Source organism: Rossellomorea vietnamensis (genome assembly GCF_008180415.1).
GTDB lineage: Bacteria > Bacillota > Bacilli > Bacillales > Bacillaceae_B > Rossellomorea > Rossellomorea vietnamensis_C.
The window spans coordinates 14,028-34,435 of record NZ_VTEI01000016.1; the positions used below are offsets into that span (position 1 = coordinate 14,028).

Genomic DNA, 20,408 nt, shown 5'->3' on the forward strand with positions numbered 1-20,408 from the left:
TAAAGGCGGTTTCCTTCCGTTACAAGGGATTAAAGTTGGGGAGAAACAATTCGTTTTACCCAAACAGAGTGGAACCGCGCCGAAAGCGTCTCTGTCTATGGACAGAGGCGCTTTTTTTTGTTTTTCTAAAAACTAAATATTGCCTTATTGCAGGTGTTCAGGTAAACAGCCGCAAGCAGCATTAATGAAAACGCTTGAGCATATAAAGGCATTTCTGCAGAAAAGGTTCACGAAAGGAGGGAGTCCAGTTGTTCAAACATCTTAGAGAAGATATTCAGACCGTATTTGACCAGGATCCGGCAGCAAGAAATTCACTAGAGGTCATCTTAACGTATTCGGGACTGCACGCGATTTGGGCACACAGGCTTGCTCACGCTTTTTATAAACGAAAATTTTACTTCCTGGCAAGAGTGATATCCCAATTGAGCCGCTTTTTTACAGGGGTCGAAATCCATCCTGGAGCGGTGATCGGCAGACGTTTTTTCATAGACCATGGCATGGGGGTCGTCATAGGGGAAACGTGTGAAATCGGTGACAATGTGACGATCTTTCAGGGAGTGACCTTGGGTGGAACGGGAAAAGAGAAAGGGAAACGCCACCCGACAATCAGGGATAATGCGCTCGTTGCAACAGGCGCAAAAGTATTAGGTTCCATTATTGTTGGGGAGAATTCTAAAATAGGAGCAGGTTCGGTTGTCCTGAAAGATGTGCCGGCTAATTCGACTGTGGTGGGCATCCCCGGCAAGGTCGTCATTAAAGACGGTGTGAAGGTGAAGGATTTTAATCATACTGACCTTCCGGATCCGGTGGCAGACCGATGTACCGATTTGGAAAATCAGATACTGGCACTGAAGCAAAAGCTTGAAGAAGCAGAAAAGAAAGGGGATATCCGGCAAGATGACCATTAAACTATTCAATACCCTCACAAGGCAGAAAGAAGAATTTAAACCGCTCGAAGAAGGCAAAGTAAAGATGTATGTCTGCGGACCGACTGTTTACAATTATATACACATCGGGAATGCGCGCCCTGCTATAGTATTTGATACCGTACGCCGTTACTTTGAATATAGAGGGTACGATGTGAATTTTGTCTCGAATTTTACAGATGTGGATGATAAGTTGATTAAGGCAGCGAATGAACTGGGAGAAGATGTTCCGGCAGTAGCAGAGCGCTTTATCGCAGCTTATCATGAAGACACGGAAGCCCTTGGCTGCCAAAGAGCGGATGTCCATCCGCGTGTGACAGAAAGTATGGATATCATCATCGATTTTATCCAGGCTTTGATTGAGAAAGGGTATGCCTATGAATCACAAGGAGATGTCTATTATCGAACAAGGAAGTTTGACGGTTATGGAAAGCTTTCTCATCAATCGATTGATGACTTGAAAGTGGGGGCCCGCATTGAAGCGGGAGACAAAAAGGAAGATCCCCTAGACTTTGTTCTATGGAAGGCTGCCAAAGAAGGGGAAATCTTCTGGGATAGCCCTTGGGGACAAGGAAGGCCGGGCTGGCATATCGAATGCTCTGCGATGGCAAAGAAGTACTTGGGAGATACCATCGATATCCATGCAGGCGGGCAGGATTTGGCATTTCCTCATCATGAAAACGAAATTGCCCAGTCTGAGGCATTGAATAACCAGACTTTTGCACGTTATTGGATGCACAACGGATATATCAACATCGATAATGAAAAAATGTCCAAATCTCTTGGGAACTTTGTCCTTGTTCACGATATTATTAAAGAACAGGATCCGCAGGTGTTACGATTTTTCATGTTGTCTGTTCACTACCGCCACCCTATCAATTACAACTTGGAACTTTTGGAAAATGCGAAATCAGGGTTGGACCGTTTGAAGACATCCTATGAGAACCTGAAGCACCGGAGAGAGGTTTCTGCAGAGCTGACAGACAATAACGAAGAATGGCTGGAAAAACTCGTGTCACTCAAAAACCAGTTCATAGAAGAGATGGATGATGATTTTAATACAGCAAACGGTATTTCTGTCTTGTTCGAGCTTTCAAGGCAGGCAAATTATTATTTGATGGAAAAGAATACATCGACTACTGTCATTGATGCTTTCTCAAAGCACTTCCAGGAATTTTTCGAGGTCCTGGGGCTGAAGCTTGAAGAAGCGGAACTGCTGGATGAAGAAATTGAAGACATGATCAACCAGCGGAACCAGGCGCGGAAAGACCGTGACTTCCAGCTTGCCGACCAGCTGCGCGACAAGCTGAAAGCAATGAATATCATTCTGGAAGATACTGCCCAGGGCACACGTTGGAAAAGAGGGTAAACATGTTATATCAGCAAAATGAAAACATAGATGCCAAACAAATGAATGCCTTGGCACTGGCATATATGGGGGATGCCGTATATGAAACCTATGTACGGCAGCACCTGCTTCAGTCGGGAAGGCTAAAGCCGAACCACCTTCACCGCGCAGCGACAGGCTATGTTTCAGCCAAAGCGCAGGCGGCAGCCCTTAAGAGGCTGTCCGACGAAGAGGTGCTTTCCGAAGAAGAGAAGGCGATTGTCCGCAGGGGCCGGAATGCAAAGTCGGGGACCATCCCGAAGAATACAGATGTGCAGACGTACCGTTACAGTACCGCTTTTGAAGCCTTGATCGGCTACTTATTTCTTCAAAACCGTAAAGACCGGCTGGAAGAACTAATTCGCACTGTTTTAATAGAAAATTCGACGGAAATTAAGAAAGGAGGATCAGCATGAGCAGTGAATTTATTGGAGGGAGAAATCCCGTTTTAGAAGCACTAAAGTCAGGCAGGGATATCAATAAGATCTGGGTTGCAGAAGGCTCGCAAAAAGGGTCGATGGGACAGATTACCTCGCTTGCTAAAGAAAAGAAGGTTCTAGTCCAATTTGTACCAAAGCAAAAGATCGAGGGAATGGTCCGTGATAACCATCAGGGTGTGGTGGCACAGGTGGCAGCTTACCAGTACGCCGAAATGGACGAGCTGTATGCCAGGGCAGAACAAAAGGGGGAAATTCCTTTCTTCCTGATGCTGGATGAACTGGAGGATCCGCACAATCTGGGATCCATCATGAGAACGGCTGATGCTTCAGGTGTGCATGGAATCATCATTCCGAAGAGAAGGGCCGTTGGGCTTACAGCTACAGTGGCGAAGGCGTCGACAGGGGCGATTGAACATATTCCTGTAGCGCGGGTTACCAATCTTGCGCAGACCATTGACGAATTGAAGGAAAGAGGAGTCTGGGTAGCGGGAACGGATGCCAAGGGTGCGGACGATTACCGCAGGCTCGATGGAACTTTGCCGATATGCTTAGTCATCGGCAGTGAAGGGAAAGGAATCGGCCGTTTAATAAGAGAAAAATGCGATTTTCTTATTAAGATGCCTATGGTTGGACATGTGACATCGTTGAACGCTTCTGTCGCAGCCAGCATTCTGATGTATGAGGTCCACCGTAAACGCCATCCTTTAGGAGAGTAGGGGATCATGAACATCCTCCTTGTTGATGGCTACAACATTATCGGGGCCTGGCCGGAGCTCAGGGACCTTAAGAATAAGGACCTTGCTGCGGCCAGAGACCGCTTGGTGGAAAGCATGGCGGAATATCAAGGGTATACAGGTTACAGAGTAATCGTTGTATTTGATGCCCACTACGTTACCGGGATTGAAAGAAAATACAAGAATTACAAAGTTGATGTGTTTTTTACCAGGGAAAATGAGACGGCTGATGAAAGAATTGAGAAGCTGGCAATAGAACTCAATAATATTAAAACACAGATCTACGTTGCTACCTCTGATTTCACTGAACAATGGGCCATATTCGGGCAGGGAGCATTGAGGAAATCCGCCCGTGAACTTTTTAATGAGATGCAGACCATCCAGAAAAAGATTGAAAGAAACGTAAGGAAATCCTCGGAGAAACAGCCTTCCTCCAAGATCGCATTAACAGAAGAAGTGGCAGAAATTTTTGAAAAATGGCGCAGAGGGCAGCAATGACCTGTTGACGCTTTCAAAAAAAGTACTGTATAATATTTCTATCTATTGTTTCCGCGAGGGGGATATGTGTGGACATTCACAGCAGCACTGGAGAACTGAAAGCTCTACTAGAGACGATGGACGACGAAGCCGTGATTGAGATGGTTCACCAAGGGGAAAGTGAAGCGCTGGATTTTCTTATTAAAAAATATCGGAATTTTGTGAGAGCGAAAGCAAGGTCCTACTTTTTAATAGGTGCCGATAAAGAGGATATCATCCAAGAAGGCATGATAGGGCTGTATAAAGCGATCCGCGATTACAAAGAGGACAAGCTGACTTCCTTTAAAGCATTTGCCGAGCTTTGTATTACACGGCAGATCATCACTGCCATTAAGACAGCGACACGCCAAAAGCATATTCCGTTAAATTCCTATGTGTCATTGGACAAGCCTATTTATGATGAAGAATCGGACAGGACCCTTCTGGATGTCATAACAGGTGCCAAAATTACTAATCCGGAAGAATTGATTATCAACCGGGAAGAGTTTGACAGTATGGAAGACAAGATGGCTGAACTTTTAAGTGATCTGGAAAGAAAAGTACTCTCACTTTACCTTGACGGCCAATCCTATCAGGAAATCTCTGAGGAATTGAACCGTCATGTCAAATCGATAGACAATGCTTTGCAGAGGGTCAAACGGAAGCTTGAAAGGTATCTGGAAGTCAGGGAAATCACGCTGTAGTGTGCGGAGGCCTTGTTGACACATTGTCACCTCCGTGTTATTTTTGATAGGATTAAATCAGTATAAAGCACAGCAGGTGAGATATATGAGCAACAAGCTTATTTTAGCTTGCAATGAATGTGGTTCCCGGAACTATACCGCTCCGAATAATAGAAGCGGCAAGCAGGATAGACTGGAATTAAAGAAGTTTTGCAGCACATGCAATGCACACACTGTCCATAGAGAAACAAAGTAAGATTTTACTATAAATGCCCGGTGATATATACAAGTTGGAGGTAACAACAGATGTTTAAATTCTTTAGCAATGTTTCATCAGAGATGAAAAAGGTAAGCTGGCCTAAACGCAAAGAGCTTACCCGCTACACGATTACAGTCATTTCCACTGTTATTTTTGTTGCACTATTCTTCACAGTGATAGATTTAGGGATTTCTGAACTCATCCGTCTTATTCCCGGCAGATAAATTCTTTACGGCTTCAGGCTGCCTGGAGCCGATGATAGAGAAATACAGAATGCATTGTATATAGATACAGTATTCATGGTATAATGACATTTAATAGCGCAAAACTTCTAGGAACCCGTTAAAACCGGGTTTTTTCATTTGGGCGAAAATAATGATTATGTAATTTAGAGGAGGGACGGACTTTAAGTCCTAACAAATGGAGAAAAACTGGTATGTGGTCCATACTTACTCAGGATATGAAAACAAAGTAAAAGCTAATCTGGAAAAACGTGTTGAATCGATGGGGATGCAAGATAAAATTTTCCGCGTGGTTGTTCCTGAAGAAGAAGAAACAGAAATTAAGAACGGCAAGAAAAAAGTAGTTAAGAAGAAAGTGTTCCCGGGTTACGTCATCGTTGAAATCGTCATGACAGACGATTCTTGGTATGTAGTGCGGAATACGCCTGGTGTGACAGGATTCGTAGGATCGACAGGTTCAGGGTCAAAACCAACACCGCTTCTTCCTGAAGAAGTAAATTCACTCCTGAAACAGATGGGTATGGTAGAGAAAAGGATGGAAGTGAACTTCGAATTAGGAGAAACAGTAACTGTGACAGAGGGTCCTTTTGCCAACTTTACAGGTTCAATCGAAGAGATCGATGCTGCAAAAGGAAAAGTGAAAGTGCTCGTGAATATGTTCGGCCGTGAAACTCCGGTGGAGCTCGAATTTACACAAATTGATAAATTATAATTTAAAAGAACTTGAAATTACTTTGGATAAGTGATAATATTTCATAAGTCAGTCTGTCTCTGCGAGAGACTGCTGTACTACAAATCAAGTTCTTTATGTTGATAAAGACATTTATTAAATGAGTGGGAGGGCAATACTGGCCCTATTACCACATCACGGACTTTAAGGAGGTGTGTCTCGTGGCTAAAAAAGTAGTTAAAGTTGTTAAGTTGCAAATCCCTGCTGGTAAAGCAAATCCAGCGCCGCCGGTTGGTCCAGCACTTGGTCAAGCTGGTGTTAATATCATGGGATTCTGTAAGGAATTTAATGCTCGCACAGCTGATCAAGCTGGCTTGATTATCCCTGTTGAAATTTCGGTATTTGAAGACCGTTCATTTACATTCATCACTAAAACTCCGCCTGCTGCAGTTTTACTTAAGAAAGCAGCTGGCATCGAGTCTGGTTCTGGTGAACCAAACCGTAACAAAGTTGCAACGGTTAAGCGTGACAAAGTACGTGAAATCGCTGAAACAAAAATGCCTGACTTAAACGCAGCAAGCGTTGAAGCGGCTATGTTAATGGTTGAAGGTACTGCGCGCAGCATGGGTATTGTCATCGAAGACTAATACTCTGATTAGTTGAATGTGCATGTTGGACGAGGTTGCGATGATGAAATGGTTGTTTCACTCGCAACCTTTATTCGTGGGAGGTTATTCCGCTAAAACCACAATCTAGGAGGAAATTATAATGGCTAACAAAGGTAAAAAATATCTTGAAGCTCAAAAACTGGTTGACCGTACACAGAACTACGCTGTGTCAGAAGCGGTTGAATTAGTGAAAAAGACAAACTTTGCTAAGTTTGACGCATCAGTAGAAGTGGCTTTCCGTCTTGGAGTAGACACTCGTAAAAACGACCAGCAAATCCGTGGAGCGGTTGTTCTTCCGCACGGAACTGGTAAAACTCAAAAAGTTCTTGTATTCGCTAAAGGCGAAAAAGCGAAAGAAGCAGAAGCTGCTGGCGCTGACTTCGTAGGCGATGCAGACTTAATCGCGAAAATCAACCAAGGCTGGTTCGATTTCGATGTAATCGTTGCGACACCTGACATGATGGGTGAAGTTGGTAAACTTGGCCGTGTGCTTGGGCCAAAAGGTTTAATGCCAAACCCTAAAACAGGAACAGTAACTTTCGATGTTGAAAAAGCAGTTAACGAAATCAAAGCGGGTAAAGTAGAATACCGTGCTGATAAAGCTGGAAATGTACATGTGCCAATCGGCAAAGTATCATTTGACACTGACAAGCTTGTTGAAAACTTCACTACGATTTATGATACAATGCTTAAAGCTAAACCAGCTGCTGCTAAAGGAACTTACATGAAAAATGTGGCTGTCACTTCAACAATGGGTCCTGGAGTGAAAGTAGATCCTTCAACATTCGCAGTAAAATAATTTTAATTTGATATTGACTTAACGGATTGAGTGATATATAATTCATTCTGTTGTTAAAAAATAAATAACATTTGTACCGTAGACAGCAGGTGCTGCAAAGCTTAAATTCCTGCCGAGGTAATTGCGATATAACGATTCGGAAGATTCGTCTGCAATGCCTTCATGTCTATCTTGATATGAAGGCATTTTTATTGTGATAGGCCGGTATAAATGTTCATCAGAAATCTACAGGAGGTGTAATGATGAGCAGCATTCTTGATCAAAAGAAACAAATCGTTGATGAGATCTCAGACAAGATGAAAAACAGTGTATCTACTATCATTGTAGATTACCGTGGACTGAATGTATCTGAGGTTACTGAACTTCGTAAACAACTTCGTGAAGCTGGCATCGACTTCAAAGTATACAAAAATACAATGACACGTCGTGCGGCTGAAGCAGCTGGATTCGAAGGTTTGAATGAAGTATTGACTGGACCGAGCGCGATTGCGTTCAGTACAGAAGAGGTTGTGGCTCCAGCTAAGATAATCAACAACTTTGCTAAAGACCACGAAGCTCTTGAAATCAAAGCGGGTATTATCGAAGGTACGGTCACTTCTGTAGAAGAAGTTAAAGCGATCGCTGAACTTCCATCTCGTGAAGGTCTTCTTTCTATGCTTCTCAGCGTGCTTCAAGCTCCAATGCGCAACTTCGCGTTGGCTGCAAAAGCAGTTGCGGACCAAAAAGAAGAGCAAGGCGCTTAATCCTGCAAGTTAGCTTGCAAACCAAATTAAAAACAATCCATACAATATAGGAGGAAATATAAAATGAGTAAAGAGCAAATTATCGATGCGATTAAAGAAATGTCTGTTCTTGATTTAAACGATCTTGTAAAAGCTATTGAAGAAGAATTTGGTGTAACTGCTGCTGCTCCTGTAGCTGCTGCTGGTGGAGCTGGCGGAGACGCTGCTGCAGAGCAAACTGAATTCGACGTTGTTCTTGAGAGCGCTGGTTCTCAAAAAATTAAAGTTATCAAAGTTGTTCGCGAAATCACAGGCCTTGGTCTTAAAGAAGCGAAAGAACTTGTTGACAACACACCAAAAGCTCTTAAAGAAGGCATTTCTAAAGAGGAAGCTGAAGAACTTAAAGCTAAACTTGAAGAAGTTGGAGCTGGCGTAGAAGTTAAGTAATTCACGACAGATTTAAAAGCTCGCTTATATAGCGGGCTTTTTTGTTCTGTTAGTTGATAGAACCAGGCGGGTACATCCTTTGTTCAGACAATCGGGTGATCACCCCGGATGGGAGGCTTGTAATGACAAATCATTATTATTCCCGCACACCTGAGGTGAAAAGCGATCCTCAAATGATAGAGATAGTGTTGAGAGATTTTAAATTCCGCATGAAAACAGATCAAGGTGTTTTTTCAAAGAAAGAAATCGATTTTGGTTCCCGTCTTCTAATTGACTCATTTGCCGATAATGGACAGGACGGCCCCCTGCTGGATGTAGGGTGCGGATACGGACCAATCGGTCTTTCGATGGCGAAAAGTTTTCCCGGCCGCACGGTGCATATGGTTGATGTCAATGAACGCGCACTGGGACTTGCAAAAGAAAATGCGGAAAAAAACGGGATACCCAATGTGTCTATTTATGAGAGCAGCTGCTTCGAGAAGGTTAACGAGAAGGAATTCTCAGCGATTCTCACCAATCCGCCAATCCGCGCGGGCAAATCGGTTGTTCACGAAATACTTGAAGACAGTTATAACCATTTGATTGAAGGCGGAGAGTTGTGGGTTGTTATACAAAAGAAACAAGGTGCAGCCTCAGCCGAAAAAAAGATGGAAGGTATCTATGGAAATGTTGAAATAGCAGCCAAGAAAAAAGGCTATCAGATTTTAAAATCCGTAAAAGAAAATTAATTGACGTAACATAGGGGCTATGTTAGTATTATAAAATGCAAAAATATTATTTTCCGGTATTATGTCCATATGTATAAAGTCTGGATTATATGGAAAAGATTATAAAATAATAGCACGTTATGTGGAAAATGAGGTTTTATGGAGTAAAACCCTTTTTCTTTTTGTCTTATAGTAGAGTGGTTGTACTACTTTAAGACATATAGAGGCAACCAAAACGTTTGATTTGAGGGGTGAATCAGTTGACAGGTCAACTAGTTCAGTATGGACGACACCGCCAACGCAGAAGTTTTGCGCGTATCAGTGAAGTATTAGATTTACCAAATTTAATCGAAATTCAAACATCCTCCTATCAATGGTTTCTTGATGAGGGATTAAGAGAGATGTTTCGCGACATTTCTCCGATTGAGGACTTCACTGGTAATCTTTCCTTGGAATTTATTGATTATAGCCTTGGGGAGCCAAAGTACTCGGTGGAAGAATCAAAAGAGCGAGATGTAACATATTCAGCGCCGTTAAGAGTCAAAGTCCGCTTGTTGAACAAGGAAACCGGCGAAGTTAAAGACCAGGATGTATTTATGGGCGATTTCCCGCTGATGACAGAAACGGGAACGTTCGTAATCAATGGTGCTGAACGCGTTATTGTATCACAGCTTGTTCGATCGCCTAGTGTTTACTTCAGCGGCAAAATGGACAAAAACGGCAAGAAAGGCTTCACTGCTACCGTTATTCCAAACCGCGGTGCGTGGCTGGAATATGAAACAGATGCGAAAGATGTAGTGCATGTGCGTATTGACCGCACACGTAAATTACCGGTAACGGTTCTTATGCGTGCACTTGGGTTTGGTTCTGATCAAGAAATCATCGATCTTATTGGTGATAATGAGTATATCCGCAATACTCTCGAAAAGGATAACACCGAGGGTATCGAGAAAGCGCTTTTGGAAATCTATGAGCGCCTTCGTCCGGGTGAGCCGCCTACAGTAGAAAATGCAAAGAGTCTTTTGGTTTCACGTTTCTTTGATCCTAAAAGATATGATCTTGCAAATGTAGGACGCTACAAAATGAATAAAAAGCTGCATATCAAAAACCGTTTGTTCGGACAGACACTGGCTGAAACGCTTGCTGATCCGGAGACAGGGGAGATTGTGGCAGAGAAGGGCACAGTGCTTGACCGACGTGCTCTGGACAAAGTCATTCCGTACTTAGAAAACGGCATCGGCTTCAAAACCTATCAGCAGGCTGGCGGCGTTTTGGAAGATGATGTAGTGCTTCAGTCTATTAAAATCTACTCTCCTAATGAAGAGGGAGAAAAAGAGATCAATGTTATCAGTAACGCATTTGTAGAAGAAGAAATTAAGAATATCACACCTGCTGATATCATTTCTTCTATCAGTTACTTCTTTAACTTGCTGCACGGAGTCGGTGATACCGATGACATCGACCACCTGGGCAACAGACGTCTTCGTTCTGTTGGTGAATTGCTTCAAAACCAATTCAGGATCGGTCTTTCCCGTATGGAACGTGTTGTTCGCGAAAGAATGTCCATTCAGGATGCGAACACGATCACTCCTCAGCAATTGATCAATATTCGTCCTGTTATTGCATCCATTAAAGAGTTCTTTGGAAGTTCTCAGCTTTCTCAGTTCATGGATCAAACGAACCCGCTGGCTGAACTGACTCACAAGAGACGTCTATCAGCATTGGGACCAGGCGGTCTTACACGAGAACGCGCAGGCTTTGAAGTCCGTGACGTTCACTACTCCCACTATGGGCGTATGTGTCCGATCGAAACACCAGAGGGTCCGAACATTGGATTGATCAACTCTTTATCTTCATTTGCAAAAGTGAATCGTTTCGGTTTCATAGAAACTCCTTACCGCCGTGTCGACCCTGACACAGGAAAGGTAACGAACCGTATGGATTATTTGACTGCAGACGAAGAGGATAACTACGTTGTGGCACAGGCGAATGCACGCCTGAGTGACGACGGTTCTTTCCTAGACGATGAAGTCATCGCCCGTTTCCGCGGGGAGAATACAGTTGTTAAACGTGAACGCATCGATTATATGGATGTATCACCTAAGCAGGTTGTATCTGCTGCAACAGCTTGTATTCCTTTCCTTGAGAACGATGACTCTAACCGTGCACTTATGGGAGCGAACATGCAGCGACAAGCTGTACCTCTAATGAATCCTGAATCCCCGATTGTCGGGACAGGGATGGAGCACGTTTCCGCAAAGGATTCCGGTGCTGCTGTCATCTGTAAACATGAAGGTCTCGTAGAGCGTGTAGAAGCGAAACAAGTTTGGGTCCGCCAAATTAAAGAAATAGATGGCCAGGAAGTGAAAGGCGATCTAGATAAATACAGAATGCAGAAATTCATCCGTTCCAACCAAGGAACATGTTACAACCAGCGCCCAATCGTAAGTGAAGGTGACAGGGTGACAAAAGGTGAAATTCTAGCAGACGGCCCTTCAATGGAAAAAGGTGAACTTGCTCTTGGGCGCAATGTAATGGTTGGTTTCATGACATGGGACGGTTACAACTATGAAGATGCCATCATCATGAGTGAACGCCTTGTGAAGGATGATGTTTATACATCCATCCACATTGAGGAATATGAATCAGAATCCAGGGATACAAAGCTTGGACCTGAAGAAATCACCCGCGATATCCCGAATGTCGGCGAAGATGCGCTTCGCAATCTTGATGAACGCGGAATTATCCGTGTCGGTGCAGAAGTGAAAGACGGAGACCTGCTTGTCGGTAAAGTGACGCCTAAAGGTGTAACTGAACTTACAGCTGAAGAAAGACTGCTTCATGCGATTTTCGGTGAAAAAGCACGTGAAGTCCGTGACACTTCTCTTCGTGTACCTCATGGAGGCGGCGGTATCGTACTGGATGTTAAAGTCTTTAACCGTGAAGACGGAGATGAACTTCCTCCGGGTGTAAACCAGCTTGTCCGTGCTTATATCGTTCAGAAACGTAAAATTTCTGAGGGAGATAAAATGGCAGGACGACATGGTAACAAAGGTGTTATCTCGCGTATCCTTCCTGAAGAAGATATGCCGTTCCTTCCAGATGGAACTCCGATCGATATCATGTTGAATCCGCTGGGCGTTCCATCCCGTATGAATATCGGACAGGTGCTCGAGCTTCATCTTGGTATGGCAGCGAGATATCTGGGAATTCATGTTGCATCACCAGTATTTGATGGTGCGCGTGAGGAGGATGTCTGGTCCACTATCGAAGAGGCAGGCATGGCGAGAGATGCCAAGACTGTCCTGTACGACGGACGTACCGGCGAGCCATTCGATAATCGTGTGTCAGTCGGTATCATGTATATGATCAAGCTTGCTCACATGGTTGACGATAAGCTTCATGCCCGTTCAACTGGGCCATACTCACTTGTTACACAGCAGCCGCTTGGCGGTAAAGCCCAATTCGGCGGACAGCGTTTCGGTGAGATGGAAGTATGGGCTCTTGAAGCATACGGAGCCGCTTATACACTGCAGGAAATTCTTACAGTCAAATCGGATGATGTTGTCGGTCGTGTGAAGACTTATGAAGCTATTGTCAAAGGTGAAAATGTACCTGAACCAGGTGTTCCGGAATCATTCAAAGTATTGATCAAAGAACTTCAAAGTTTAGGTATGGACGTTAAAATCCTTTCAAGCAATGACGAAGAAATCGAAATGCGTGACATGGAAGATGAAGATGAATCACAGCAGGCAGATACTTTAAATATCGCAGACAAGGATCAACAAGAATCCGAAACAGTTGGGTCGAAAGAATAGCCGGATTCGGAGCAATTAGGGTTAGAACCTGTAGATTAAAAGGGAGGTAGGCCCCTTGCTAGATGTTAATAACTTTGAATATATGAAAATCGGCCTTGCATCACCTGACAAGATTCGTTCTTGGTCATTTGGTGAAGTCAAGAAGCCGGAAACTATCAACTATCGTACGTTAAAACCTGAAAAGGACGGTTTGTTCTGCGAGCGTATTTTCGGACCAACAAAGGACTGGGAATGCCACTGCGGAAAATACAAGCGTGTCCGTTATAAAGGTGTAGTCTGTGACCGATGCGGAGTAGAGGTTACAAAAGCGAAAGTGCGCCGTGAAAGAATGGGGCACATCGAGCTTGCGGCGCCTGTATCGCATATCTGGTACTTTAAAGGAATTCCAAGCCGTATGGGACTTGTCTTAGACATGTCCCCCCGCGCTTTGGAAGAAGTCATCTACTTCGCTTCCTATGTAGTAACAGAGCCGGGAGATACTGCTCTTGAGAAAAAGCAGCTTCTTTCTGAAAAAGAATATCGTGCATACCGTGAAAAATATGGTGTGAAGTTCCAAGCGGCAATGGGTGCCGAGGCAATCAAGAAGATTTTGCAGGACATCGACCTCGATAAAGAAGCCGATTTCCTGAAAGAAGAATTGAAAACTGCTCAAGGCCAGCGTCGTACTCGTGCAATCAAAAGACTGGAAGTAGTAGAATCATTCAGGAACTCAGGAAATGATCCTGATTGGATGATCCTTGATGTTCTGCCAGTAATCCCTCCAGAGCTGCGCCCGATGGTACAGCTTGACGGTGGACGCTTTGCGACATCAGACCTTAATGATCTGTATCGCCGTGTAATCAACCGTAATAACCGCTTGAAGCGTTTATTGGATCTTGGCGCACCGAGCATCATTGTTCAAAATGAAAAGCGTATGCTTCAAGAAGCAGTAGATGCACTGATCGATAATGGACGAAGAGGCCGTCCTGTAACGGGTCCTGGTAACAGACCGTTAAAATCCCTTTCTCATATGCTTAAAGGGAAACAGGGACGTTTCCGTCAAAACCTTCTTGGAAAGCGTGTTGACTACTCAGGCCGTTCGGTAATCGTTGTTGGTCCTAACCTGAAGATGTATCAGTGCGGACTTCCAAAAGAAATGGCCCTTGAATTGTTCAAACCTTTCGTTATGAAGGAACTTGTCGAAAAAGGCATTGCGCACAACATTAAAAGTGCGAAACGCAAAATCGAAAGAATTCAGCCTGAAGTATGGGATGTCCTTGAAGAGGTAATCAAAGAGCACCCTGTACTGCTTAACCGCGCCCCGACTCTTCACAGATTGGGAATCCAGGCATTTGAACCGACATTGGTAGAAGGAAGGGCAATCCGCCTTCATCCGCTTGTATGTACTGCTTATAACGCAGACTTCGACGGTGACCAAATGGCGGTCCATGTACCTTTATCATCTGAAGCGCAGGCTGAAGCAAGAATGCTGATGCTCGCAGCTCAAAATATCCTTAACCCGAAAGACGGTAAACCGGTTGTAACTCCATCACAGGATATGGTTCTTGGTAACTACTACCTGACAATGGAACGCGAAGATGCCAAAGGGGAAGGAACCACTTACAGCAATGCTAACGAAGCCCTGATTGCCTACCAGAACGGTTATGTACATCTGCATTCCCGTATCGCGGTAGCAGCATCATCGCTTAATAATAAAACGTTCACTGAAGAACAAAACAAACAGCTTCTATTGACTACTGTCGGAAAAATTGTCTTTAATGAAATTCTTCCTGACAGCTTCCCGTTCATCAATGAGCCGACTCAGAGCAACCTGGAAACAGTAACTCCTGAGCAGTACTTCGTTGACCCTAAAACGGACATCAAAGAAGAGTTCAAAAATAGAGAACTGATCAATCCATTCAAAAAAGGATTCCTTGGGAATGTCATCGCCGAAGTCTTCAAACGCTTTGCGATCACAGAAACATCCCGCATGCTTGACCGCATGAAGGATCTTGGGTTTAAATACTCTACTAAAGCAGGTATCACCGTTGGTATCGCCGATATCGTCGTACTGGCCGAGAAAGAAGAGATCCTGACAGAAGCCCAATCTAAAGTGGACAACGTGCTGAAGCAGTTCAAACGTGGTCTGATCACGGAAGATGAGCGTTATGACAGAGTAATCTCTATCTGGAGTGCTGCCAAGGATACAATCCAAGGCAAGCTGATGGCTACCCTTGACCGAAGCAACCCTATCTTCATGATGAGTGACTCAGGTGCCCGTGGTAATGCATCCAACTTCACTCAGCTTGCAGGTATGCGCGGACTCATGGCCAACCCGGCTGGACGTATTATCGAGCTTCCAATCAAGTCAAGTTTCCGTGAAGGCCTGACAGTACTTGAGTACTTCATATCCACTCACGGTGCCCGTAAAGGTCTTGCCGATACGGCGCTTAAAACAGCTGACTCTGGTTACCTTACACGCCGTCTTGTTGATGTTGCACAGGATGTTATCGTCCGTGAAGAAGATTGCGGAACGGACCGCGGCCTCCATGTTGCATCCATTAAAGATGGTACCGAAATCATCGAACCGCTTGAAGAGCGCCTGATCGGAAGATATTCCCGCAGAGCGATCAAGCACCCATCCACGGATGAAGTGATGGTTGAGGAAAATCAATTAATTACACAGGATCTTGCCAAGGCTATCATTGATGCAGGCATTGAAACTGTATATATCCGCTCCGCGTTCACTTGTAACACGCGTCATGGTGTATGTGAGAAGTGTTACGGCACCAACCTTGCTACCGGCCAAAAAGTCGAAGTCGGGGAAGCTGTCGGAATCATTGCAGCACAATCTATCGGTGAGCCGGGTACACAGCTTACGATGCGTACCTTCCATACAGGAGGGGTTGCAGGAGACGATATCACTCAGGGTCTTCCTCGTATCCAGGAGATCTTTGAGGCTCGCCATCCTAAAGGGCAGGCTGTCATCTCTGAAATTGAAGGTGTTATCACTTCTATTTCAGAAGGCAAGGACCGCCAATATGAAATCACTGTACAAGGCGAAGTAGAAACAAGGACTTACACTGCTCCATATACGGCCCGCTTGAAATATGGTGTCAATGATCGGGTGATCAGAGGTGAGGGAATCACTGAAGGTTCCATCGATCCTAAAGAACTATTGAAAGTCAAGGACGTAAACGCAGTGCAGGAATACCTGCTTCGTGAAGTACAAAAGGTTTACCGTATGCAGGGTGTTGAAATCGGCGATAAGCACGTAGAGGTTATGGTACGTCAAATGCTGAGAAAAGTCAGAGTAATCGATGCAGGTGAAACGGAAGTTCTGCCTGGTACATTGCTAGACATCCACCAATTTACGGACGCCAATGAAAAAGCCATTCTTGATGGGGATATACCAGCAACCGGACGTCCGGTATTGCTTGGTATCACAAAAGCCTCTCTTGAAACAGATTCATTCCTGTCAGCAGCATCCTTCCAGGAAACAACACGTGTCCTTACTGATGCAGCGATCAAAGGCAAGCGCGATGAATTGCTCGGCTTGAAAGAAAATGTCATCATTGGTAAACTTGTTCCGGCTGGAACAGGAATGCAGCGTTACCGCAGAGCAGAACCATTGATGGAACAAAAAGAAGAAACAGTAACAGTAGAATAATTTTATAATGCTCGGCGTTAAAAATTGTCTACAGGAATTTTAATATGATTTGACCGCTTTTCTGCTTCACTCTTAGATTGGAGCGTAAGGTGTACGATCTCCTGCGGGATAAGCTCGACAGGTGAGCCCAGCGGAGTCGTACACCTGGAGCGGAAATCATGAAAATTAATTTTTAGATGATATATAAGTACCCGCACTTATAAAATATTCATTTCTGTTGTTGACAATAGTTTTTTAAGATGATAATATATTCAAGGTTGCTCCTATACTGTAACCTGTTACTTTGGAGGATGAAATAATGTCTTATGAAAAAGTATCACAGGCTAGTGAAATCATTGTAGGAACAAAGCAGACAGTCAAAGCTCTTAAAAATGGTCTTGTATCACTATTGGTTGTAGCTGATGATGCTGATCACAAAGTAACTTCTAAGGTCATACAAACAGCCAATGAGATGGATGTTCCAGTGACACGAGTTGATTCCATGCGAAAGCTGGGGAAGTCATGCGGAATTGAAGTTGGAGCGGCAGCTGTTGCTATTATTAAGTAAAATAGTTTTTGCAGTTAGAGATCTGCAAAGACTTTGTTTTTACACAAAAATGAACCACCTGGATGTGTGGGCTTATAAAATATAAGAAGGGAGGATATTTACATGCCTACTATTAATCAATTAGTGCGTAAACCACGCCAGTCTAAATCAACAAAGTCAACTTCACCTGCATTGAATAAAGGTTACAACAGCTTCAAAAAAGTGAACACTAACCTTTCTTCTCCACAAAAACGCGGTGTTTGTACTCGTGTTGGTACGATGACTCCAAAGAAACCAAACTCAGCGTTGCGTAAATACGCTCGTGTACGTTTAACTAACGGAATCGAGGTAACTGCATACATTCCTGGGATTGGCCACAATCTTCAAGAGCACAGTGTCGTGTTAATTCGCGGCGGACGTGTAAAGGATTTACCAGGGGTACGCTATCACATCGTTCGCGGTGCGTTGGATACAGCTGGAGTTGAAGGTCGTATGCAAGGCCGTTCTAAATACGGTACTAAGCGTCCTAAAGCAGCTAAAAAATAATAAAGAACTAATTTAACGAATAGATTATTTTCGTTGAAAGGAGGAAAACACATGCCACGTAAAGGTCCTGTAGCAAAAAGAGATGTACTTCCAGATCCAATGTACAATTCCAAATTAGTTTCTCGTCTAATCAACAAAATCATGATTGACGGTAAGAGAGGTAAAGCTCAAAAGAAACTATACGCTGCGTTTGATCTAATCAGCGAGCGTTCTGGCAAAGATGCAATGGAAGTGTTCGACCAAGCTCTGAAAAATATCATGCCGGTATTGGAAGTAAGAGCACGTCGTGTTGGTGGTGCAAACTACCAAGTACCTGTTGAAGTTCGTCCTGAGCGTCGTACTACTTTAGGTCTTCGTTGGTTAGTAAACTACTCTCGTCTTCGCGGTGAAAAGACGATGGAAGAGCGTTTAGCTAATGAAATCCTTGATGCAGCAAACAACACAGGTGCTTCTGTTAAGAAGCGTGAAGATATGCACAAAATGGCTGAAGCAAACAAAGCGTTTGCTCACTACCGTTGGTAATCTTCTACTATATAAAATAATTTTCATTAATGGAAGGAGAAAGACGACATGCCTAGAGAGTTCTCCTTAGAAAAGACTCGTAATATCGGTATCATGGCTCACATCGATGCTGGTAAAACAACTGCAACAGAGCGTATCCTTTTCTATACTGGACGTATTCACAAAATCGGTGAAACTCACGAAGGTGCTTCTCAGATGGACTGGATGGAGCAGGAGCAGGAACGTGGAATCACGATCACATCTGCTGCGACAACAGCATCTTGGAAAGACCATCGTATCAACATCATTGATACACCAGGACACGTAGACTTCACTGTTGAGGTTGAACGTTCCCTTCGTGTACTTGATGGTGCAGTAGCAGTTCTAGACGCTCAGTCTGGAGTTGAGCCTCAGACTGAAACAGTTTGGCGCCAGGCAACGACTTACGGTGTACCTCGTGTAGTATTCGTAAACAAGATGGATAAAATCGGTGCTGACTTCCTATACTCTGTAGGAACTATGCATGACCGTCTTCAAGCGAACGCTCATCCTATTCAGCTTCCAATCGGTGCTGAAGACGATTTCGAAGGAATCATCGACCTTGTAGAAATGAAAGCTTACTTCTATGAAGATGATCTTGGTACACGTGCTGATGCTCGTGAAATCCCTGATGAGTATAAAGATCAAGCAGAAGAATACCGTGGTAAACTGATTGAAGCGGTTTCTGAACTTGACGAAGAATTAATGATGAAATACCTTGAAGGCGAAGAGCTAACGAACGATGAATTGAAATCTGCTATCCGTAAAGCGACAAACACAGTAGAATTCTATCCAGTGCTTTGTGGTTCTGCCTTCAAAAACAAAGGTGTTCAGCTGCTAATCGATGCTGTCATCGATTATCTTCCGGCACCAACTGATGTTGCTGACATCAAGGGTATGCTTCCTGATACAGAAGAAGAAGTAACTCGTCCATCAACTGACGATGCACCATTCTCTGCATTGGCATTTAAGGTAATGACAGATCCTTATGTTGGTAAACTGACTTTCTTCCGCGTATATTCCGGAACACTTGATTCTGGTTCTTACGTACAAAACTCTACGAAAGGCAAGCGTGAGCGTGTAGGTCGTATCCTGCAAATGCATGCTAACTCTCGTGAGGAAATCTCAACAGTATATGCTGGAGATATCGCAGCTGCTGTTGGATTGAAAGATACATCAACTGGTGATACTCTATGTGATGAAAAGAGCCTTGTAATCTTAGAATCCATGGAATTCCCAGAGCCTGTTATCTCTCTATCTGTTGAGCCTAAATCTAAAGCTGACCAAGATAAGATGACGACTGCACTTCAAAAACTTCAAGAAGAAGATCCTACATTCCGCGCGCATACTGACCAGGAAACTGGACAGGTTATCATTGCGGGTATGGGTGAACTTCACTTGGATATCATCGTGGATCGTATGAGACGCGAATTCAAGGTTGAAGCTAACGTTGGTGCTCCTCAAGTATCTTATCGTGAAACATTCCGCGGTTCTGCTAAAGTTGAGGGTAAATTTGCCCGTCAATCAGGTGGTCGTGGACAATTCGGTCACGTTTGGATTGAATTCTCTCCAAATGAAGAAGGAAAAGGGTTCGAATTCGAAAACGGTATTGTTGGAGGGGTTGTTCCACGTGAATACATCCCAGCAGTACAAGCCGGTCTTGCTGACTCTATGGAGAATGGCGTTATCGCCGGTTATCCGTTAATCGATGTTAAAGCTAGACTAGTCGATGGTTCTTACCATGACGTCGATTCTTCTGAAATGGCATTTAAAGTAGCTGCATCCCTTGCACTTAAAAACGCAGTTTCTAAGTGTGATCCAGCTATCCTAGAGCCAATGATGAAGGTTGAAGTTGTTATCCCTGAAGAATACATGGGTGACATCATGGGTGATATCACATCCCGTCGCGGACGTGTAGAAGGAATGGAAGCTCGCGGTAACGCGCAAGTAGTTAAATCCTTCGTCCCACTTTCTGAAATGTTTGGTTATGCAACTTCATTGCGTTCTAACACGCAAGGTCGCGGAACATACTCTATGCACTTCGATCATTATGAAGAAGTTCCAAAATCAATCGCTGAAGAAATCATCAAAAAAAATAAAGGTGAATAATTGATTTATTCGCTGTAATC

At 43.9% G+C, this 20,408-nt stretch carries 20 protein-coding genes and 2 other annotated features (1 of these 22 only partly in view); all 20 genes read left to right on the forward strand.

Features of this window, described 5'->3' with window-relative positions; genetic code table 11:
* Positions 1-96, forward strand: a binding site (T-box leader); it begins 126 nt to the left of the window's first position.
* 152 nt (positions 97-248) lie between these two features.
* The 20 genes from cysE to fusA all read left to right on the forward strand — a co-directional run bounded on the left by cysE (position 249) and on the right by fusA (position 20,388).
* Complete coding sequence (gene cysE / locus FZC78_RS20235; RefSeq protein WP_148941917.1) at positions 249-908, forward strand: serine O-acetyltransferase; 660 nt, start codon at positions 249-251, stop codon at positions 906-908.
* The gene (gene cysS, locus FZC78_RS20240) at positions 898-2,295 is read left to right on the forward strand and encodes a cysteine--tRNA ligase (RefSeq protein ID WP_148941918.1); all 1,398 of its coding nucleotides are present in this window, start codon (positions 898-900) and stop codon (positions 2,293-2,295) included. The genes cysE and cysS overlap by 11 nt, the downstream gene beginning before the upstream one ends.
* A gap of 2 nt (positions 2,296-2,297) precedes the next feature.
* The gene (locus tag FZC78_RS20245) at positions 2,298-2,729 is read left to right on the forward strand and encodes a Mini-ribonuclease 3 (RefSeq protein WP_148941919.1); all 432 of its coding nucleotides are present in this window, start codon (positions 2,298-2,300) and stop codon (positions 2,727-2,729) included.
* Complete coding sequence (gene rlmB / locus FZC78_RS20250; RefSeq protein ID WP_148941920.1) at positions 2,726-3,469, forward strand: 23S rRNA (guanosine(2251)-2'-O)-methyltransferase RlmB; 744 nt, start codon at positions 2,726-2,728, stop codon at positions 3,467-3,469. The genes FZC78_RS20245 and rlmB overlap by 4 nt, the downstream gene beginning before the upstream one ends.
* Positions 3,470-3,475: 6 nt before the next feature.
* Positions 3,476-3,985 carry an NYN domain-containing protein gene (locus FZC78_RS20255; protein WP_148941921.1) on the forward strand — a complete coding sequence of 170 codons (510 nt, stop codon included), beginning with the start codon at positions 3,476-3,478 and terminating at the stop codon, positions 3,983-3,985.
* Between the two features lie 74 nt (positions 3,986-4,059).
* Positions 4,060-4,707, forward strand: a complete 648-nt coding sequence (gene sigH / locus FZC78_RS20260; protein ID WP_262372294.1) for an RNA polymerase sporulation sigma factor SigH — start codon at positions 4,060-4,062, stop codon at positions 4,705-4,707.
* A gap of 85 nt (positions 4,708-4,792) precedes the next feature.
* Entirely contained in the window at positions 4,793-4,942 is a 150-nt protein-coding gene (rpmG, locus tag FZC78_RS20265) for a 50S ribosomal protein L33 (protein ID WP_148941922.1), read from the forward strand.
* Positions 4,943-4,992: 50 nt separating this feature from the next.
* Positions 4,993-5,169, forward strand: a complete 177-nt coding sequence (gene secE / locus FZC78_RS20270) for a preprotein translocase subunit SecE (RefSeq protein ID WP_113929740.1) — start codon at positions 4,993-4,995, stop codon at positions 5,167-5,169.
* Between the two features lie 196 nt (positions 5,170-5,365).
* Complete coding sequence (gene nusG / locus FZC78_RS20275) at positions 5,366-5,899, forward strand: transcription termination/antitermination protein NusG (protein ID WP_148941923.1); 534 nt, start codon at positions 5,366-5,368, stop codon at positions 5,897-5,899.
* 179 nt (positions 5,900-6,078) lie between these two features.
* Complete coding sequence (gene rplK / locus FZC78_RS20280) at positions 6,079-6,504, forward strand: 50S ribosomal protein L11 (RefSeq protein WP_148941924.1); 426 nt, start codon at positions 6,079-6,081, stop codon at positions 6,502-6,504.
* A 121-nt stretch (positions 6,505-6,625) separates the two neighbouring features.
* Positions 6,626-7,324, forward strand: coding sequence for a 50S ribosomal protein L1 (rplA, locus tag FZC78_RS20285; RefSeq protein WP_148941925.1), 699 nt, complete (start codon positions 6,626-6,628; stop codon positions 7,322-7,324).
* 58 nt (positions 7,325-7,382) lie between these two features.
* Positions 7,383-7,523, forward strand: a sequence feature (ribosomal protein L10 leader region).
* Between the two features lie 43 nt (positions 7,524-7,566).
* Positions 7,567-8,067 carry a 50S ribosomal protein L10 gene (gene rplJ / locus FZC78_RS20290; RefSeq protein ID WP_148941964.1) on the forward strand — a complete coding sequence of 167 codons (501 nt, stop codon included), beginning with the start codon at positions 7,567-7,569 and terminating at the stop codon, positions 8,065-8,067.
* Positions 8,068-8,130: 63 nt separating this feature from the next.
* Positions 8,131-8,493: a 50S ribosomal protein L7/L12 gene (gene rplL / locus FZC78_RS20295; protein ID WP_148941926.1), complete on the forward strand. Its 363-nt coding sequence runs from the start codon at positions 8,131-8,133 to the stop codon at positions 8,491-8,493.
* 122 nt (positions 8,494-8,615) lie between these two features.
* Positions 8,616-9,221 (forward strand): class I SAM-dependent methyltransferase, encoded by a 606-nt coding sequence (locus FZC78_RS20300; RefSeq protein ID WP_148941927.1) that lies wholly within the window; start codon positions 8,616-8,618, stop codon positions 9,219-9,221.
* 239 nt (positions 9,222-9,460) lie between these two features.
* Positions 9,461-13,018 carry a DNA-directed RNA polymerase subunit beta gene (rpoB, locus tag FZC78_RS20305; protein ID WP_148941928.1) on the forward strand — a complete coding sequence of 1,186 codons (3,558 nt, stop codon included), beginning with the start codon at positions 9,461-9,463 and terminating at the stop codon, positions 13,016-13,018.
* Positions 13,019-13,073: 55 nt separating this feature from the next.
* On the forward strand, positions 13,074-16,667 hold the full coding sequence (gene rpoC, locus FZC78_RS20310) for a DNA-directed RNA polymerase subunit beta' (RefSeq protein WP_148941929.1): 3,594 nt from the start codon (positions 13,074-13,076) through the stop codon (positions 16,665-16,667).
* 298 nt (positions 16,668-16,965) lie between these two features.
* Positions 16,966-17,214: a 50S ribosomal protein L7ae-like protein gene (locus FZC78_RS20315; RefSeq protein WP_148941930.1), complete on the forward strand. Its 249-nt coding sequence runs from the start codon at positions 16,966-16,968 to the stop codon at positions 17,212-17,214.
* A 102-nt stretch (positions 17,215-17,316) separates the two neighbouring features.
* Entirely contained in the window at positions 17,317-17,739 is a 423-nt protein-coding gene (gene rpsL / locus FZC78_RS20320) for a 30S ribosomal protein S12 (RefSeq protein ID WP_113929750.1), read from the forward strand.
* A 51-nt stretch (positions 17,740-17,790) separates the two neighbouring features.
* On the forward strand, positions 17,791-18,261 hold the full coding sequence (rpsG, locus tag FZC78_RS20325; protein WP_113929751.1) for a 30S ribosomal protein S7: 471 nt from the start codon (positions 17,791-17,793) through the stop codon (positions 18,259-18,261).
* A gap of 48 nt (positions 18,262-18,309) precedes the next feature.
* The gene (gene fusA / locus FZC78_RS20330) at positions 18,310-20,388 is read left to right on the forward strand and encodes an elongation factor G (protein WP_148941931.1); all 2,079 of its coding nucleotides are present in this window, start codon (positions 18,310-18,312) and stop codon (positions 20,386-20,388) included.
* Positions 20,389-20,408 lie beyond the last annotated feature (20 nt).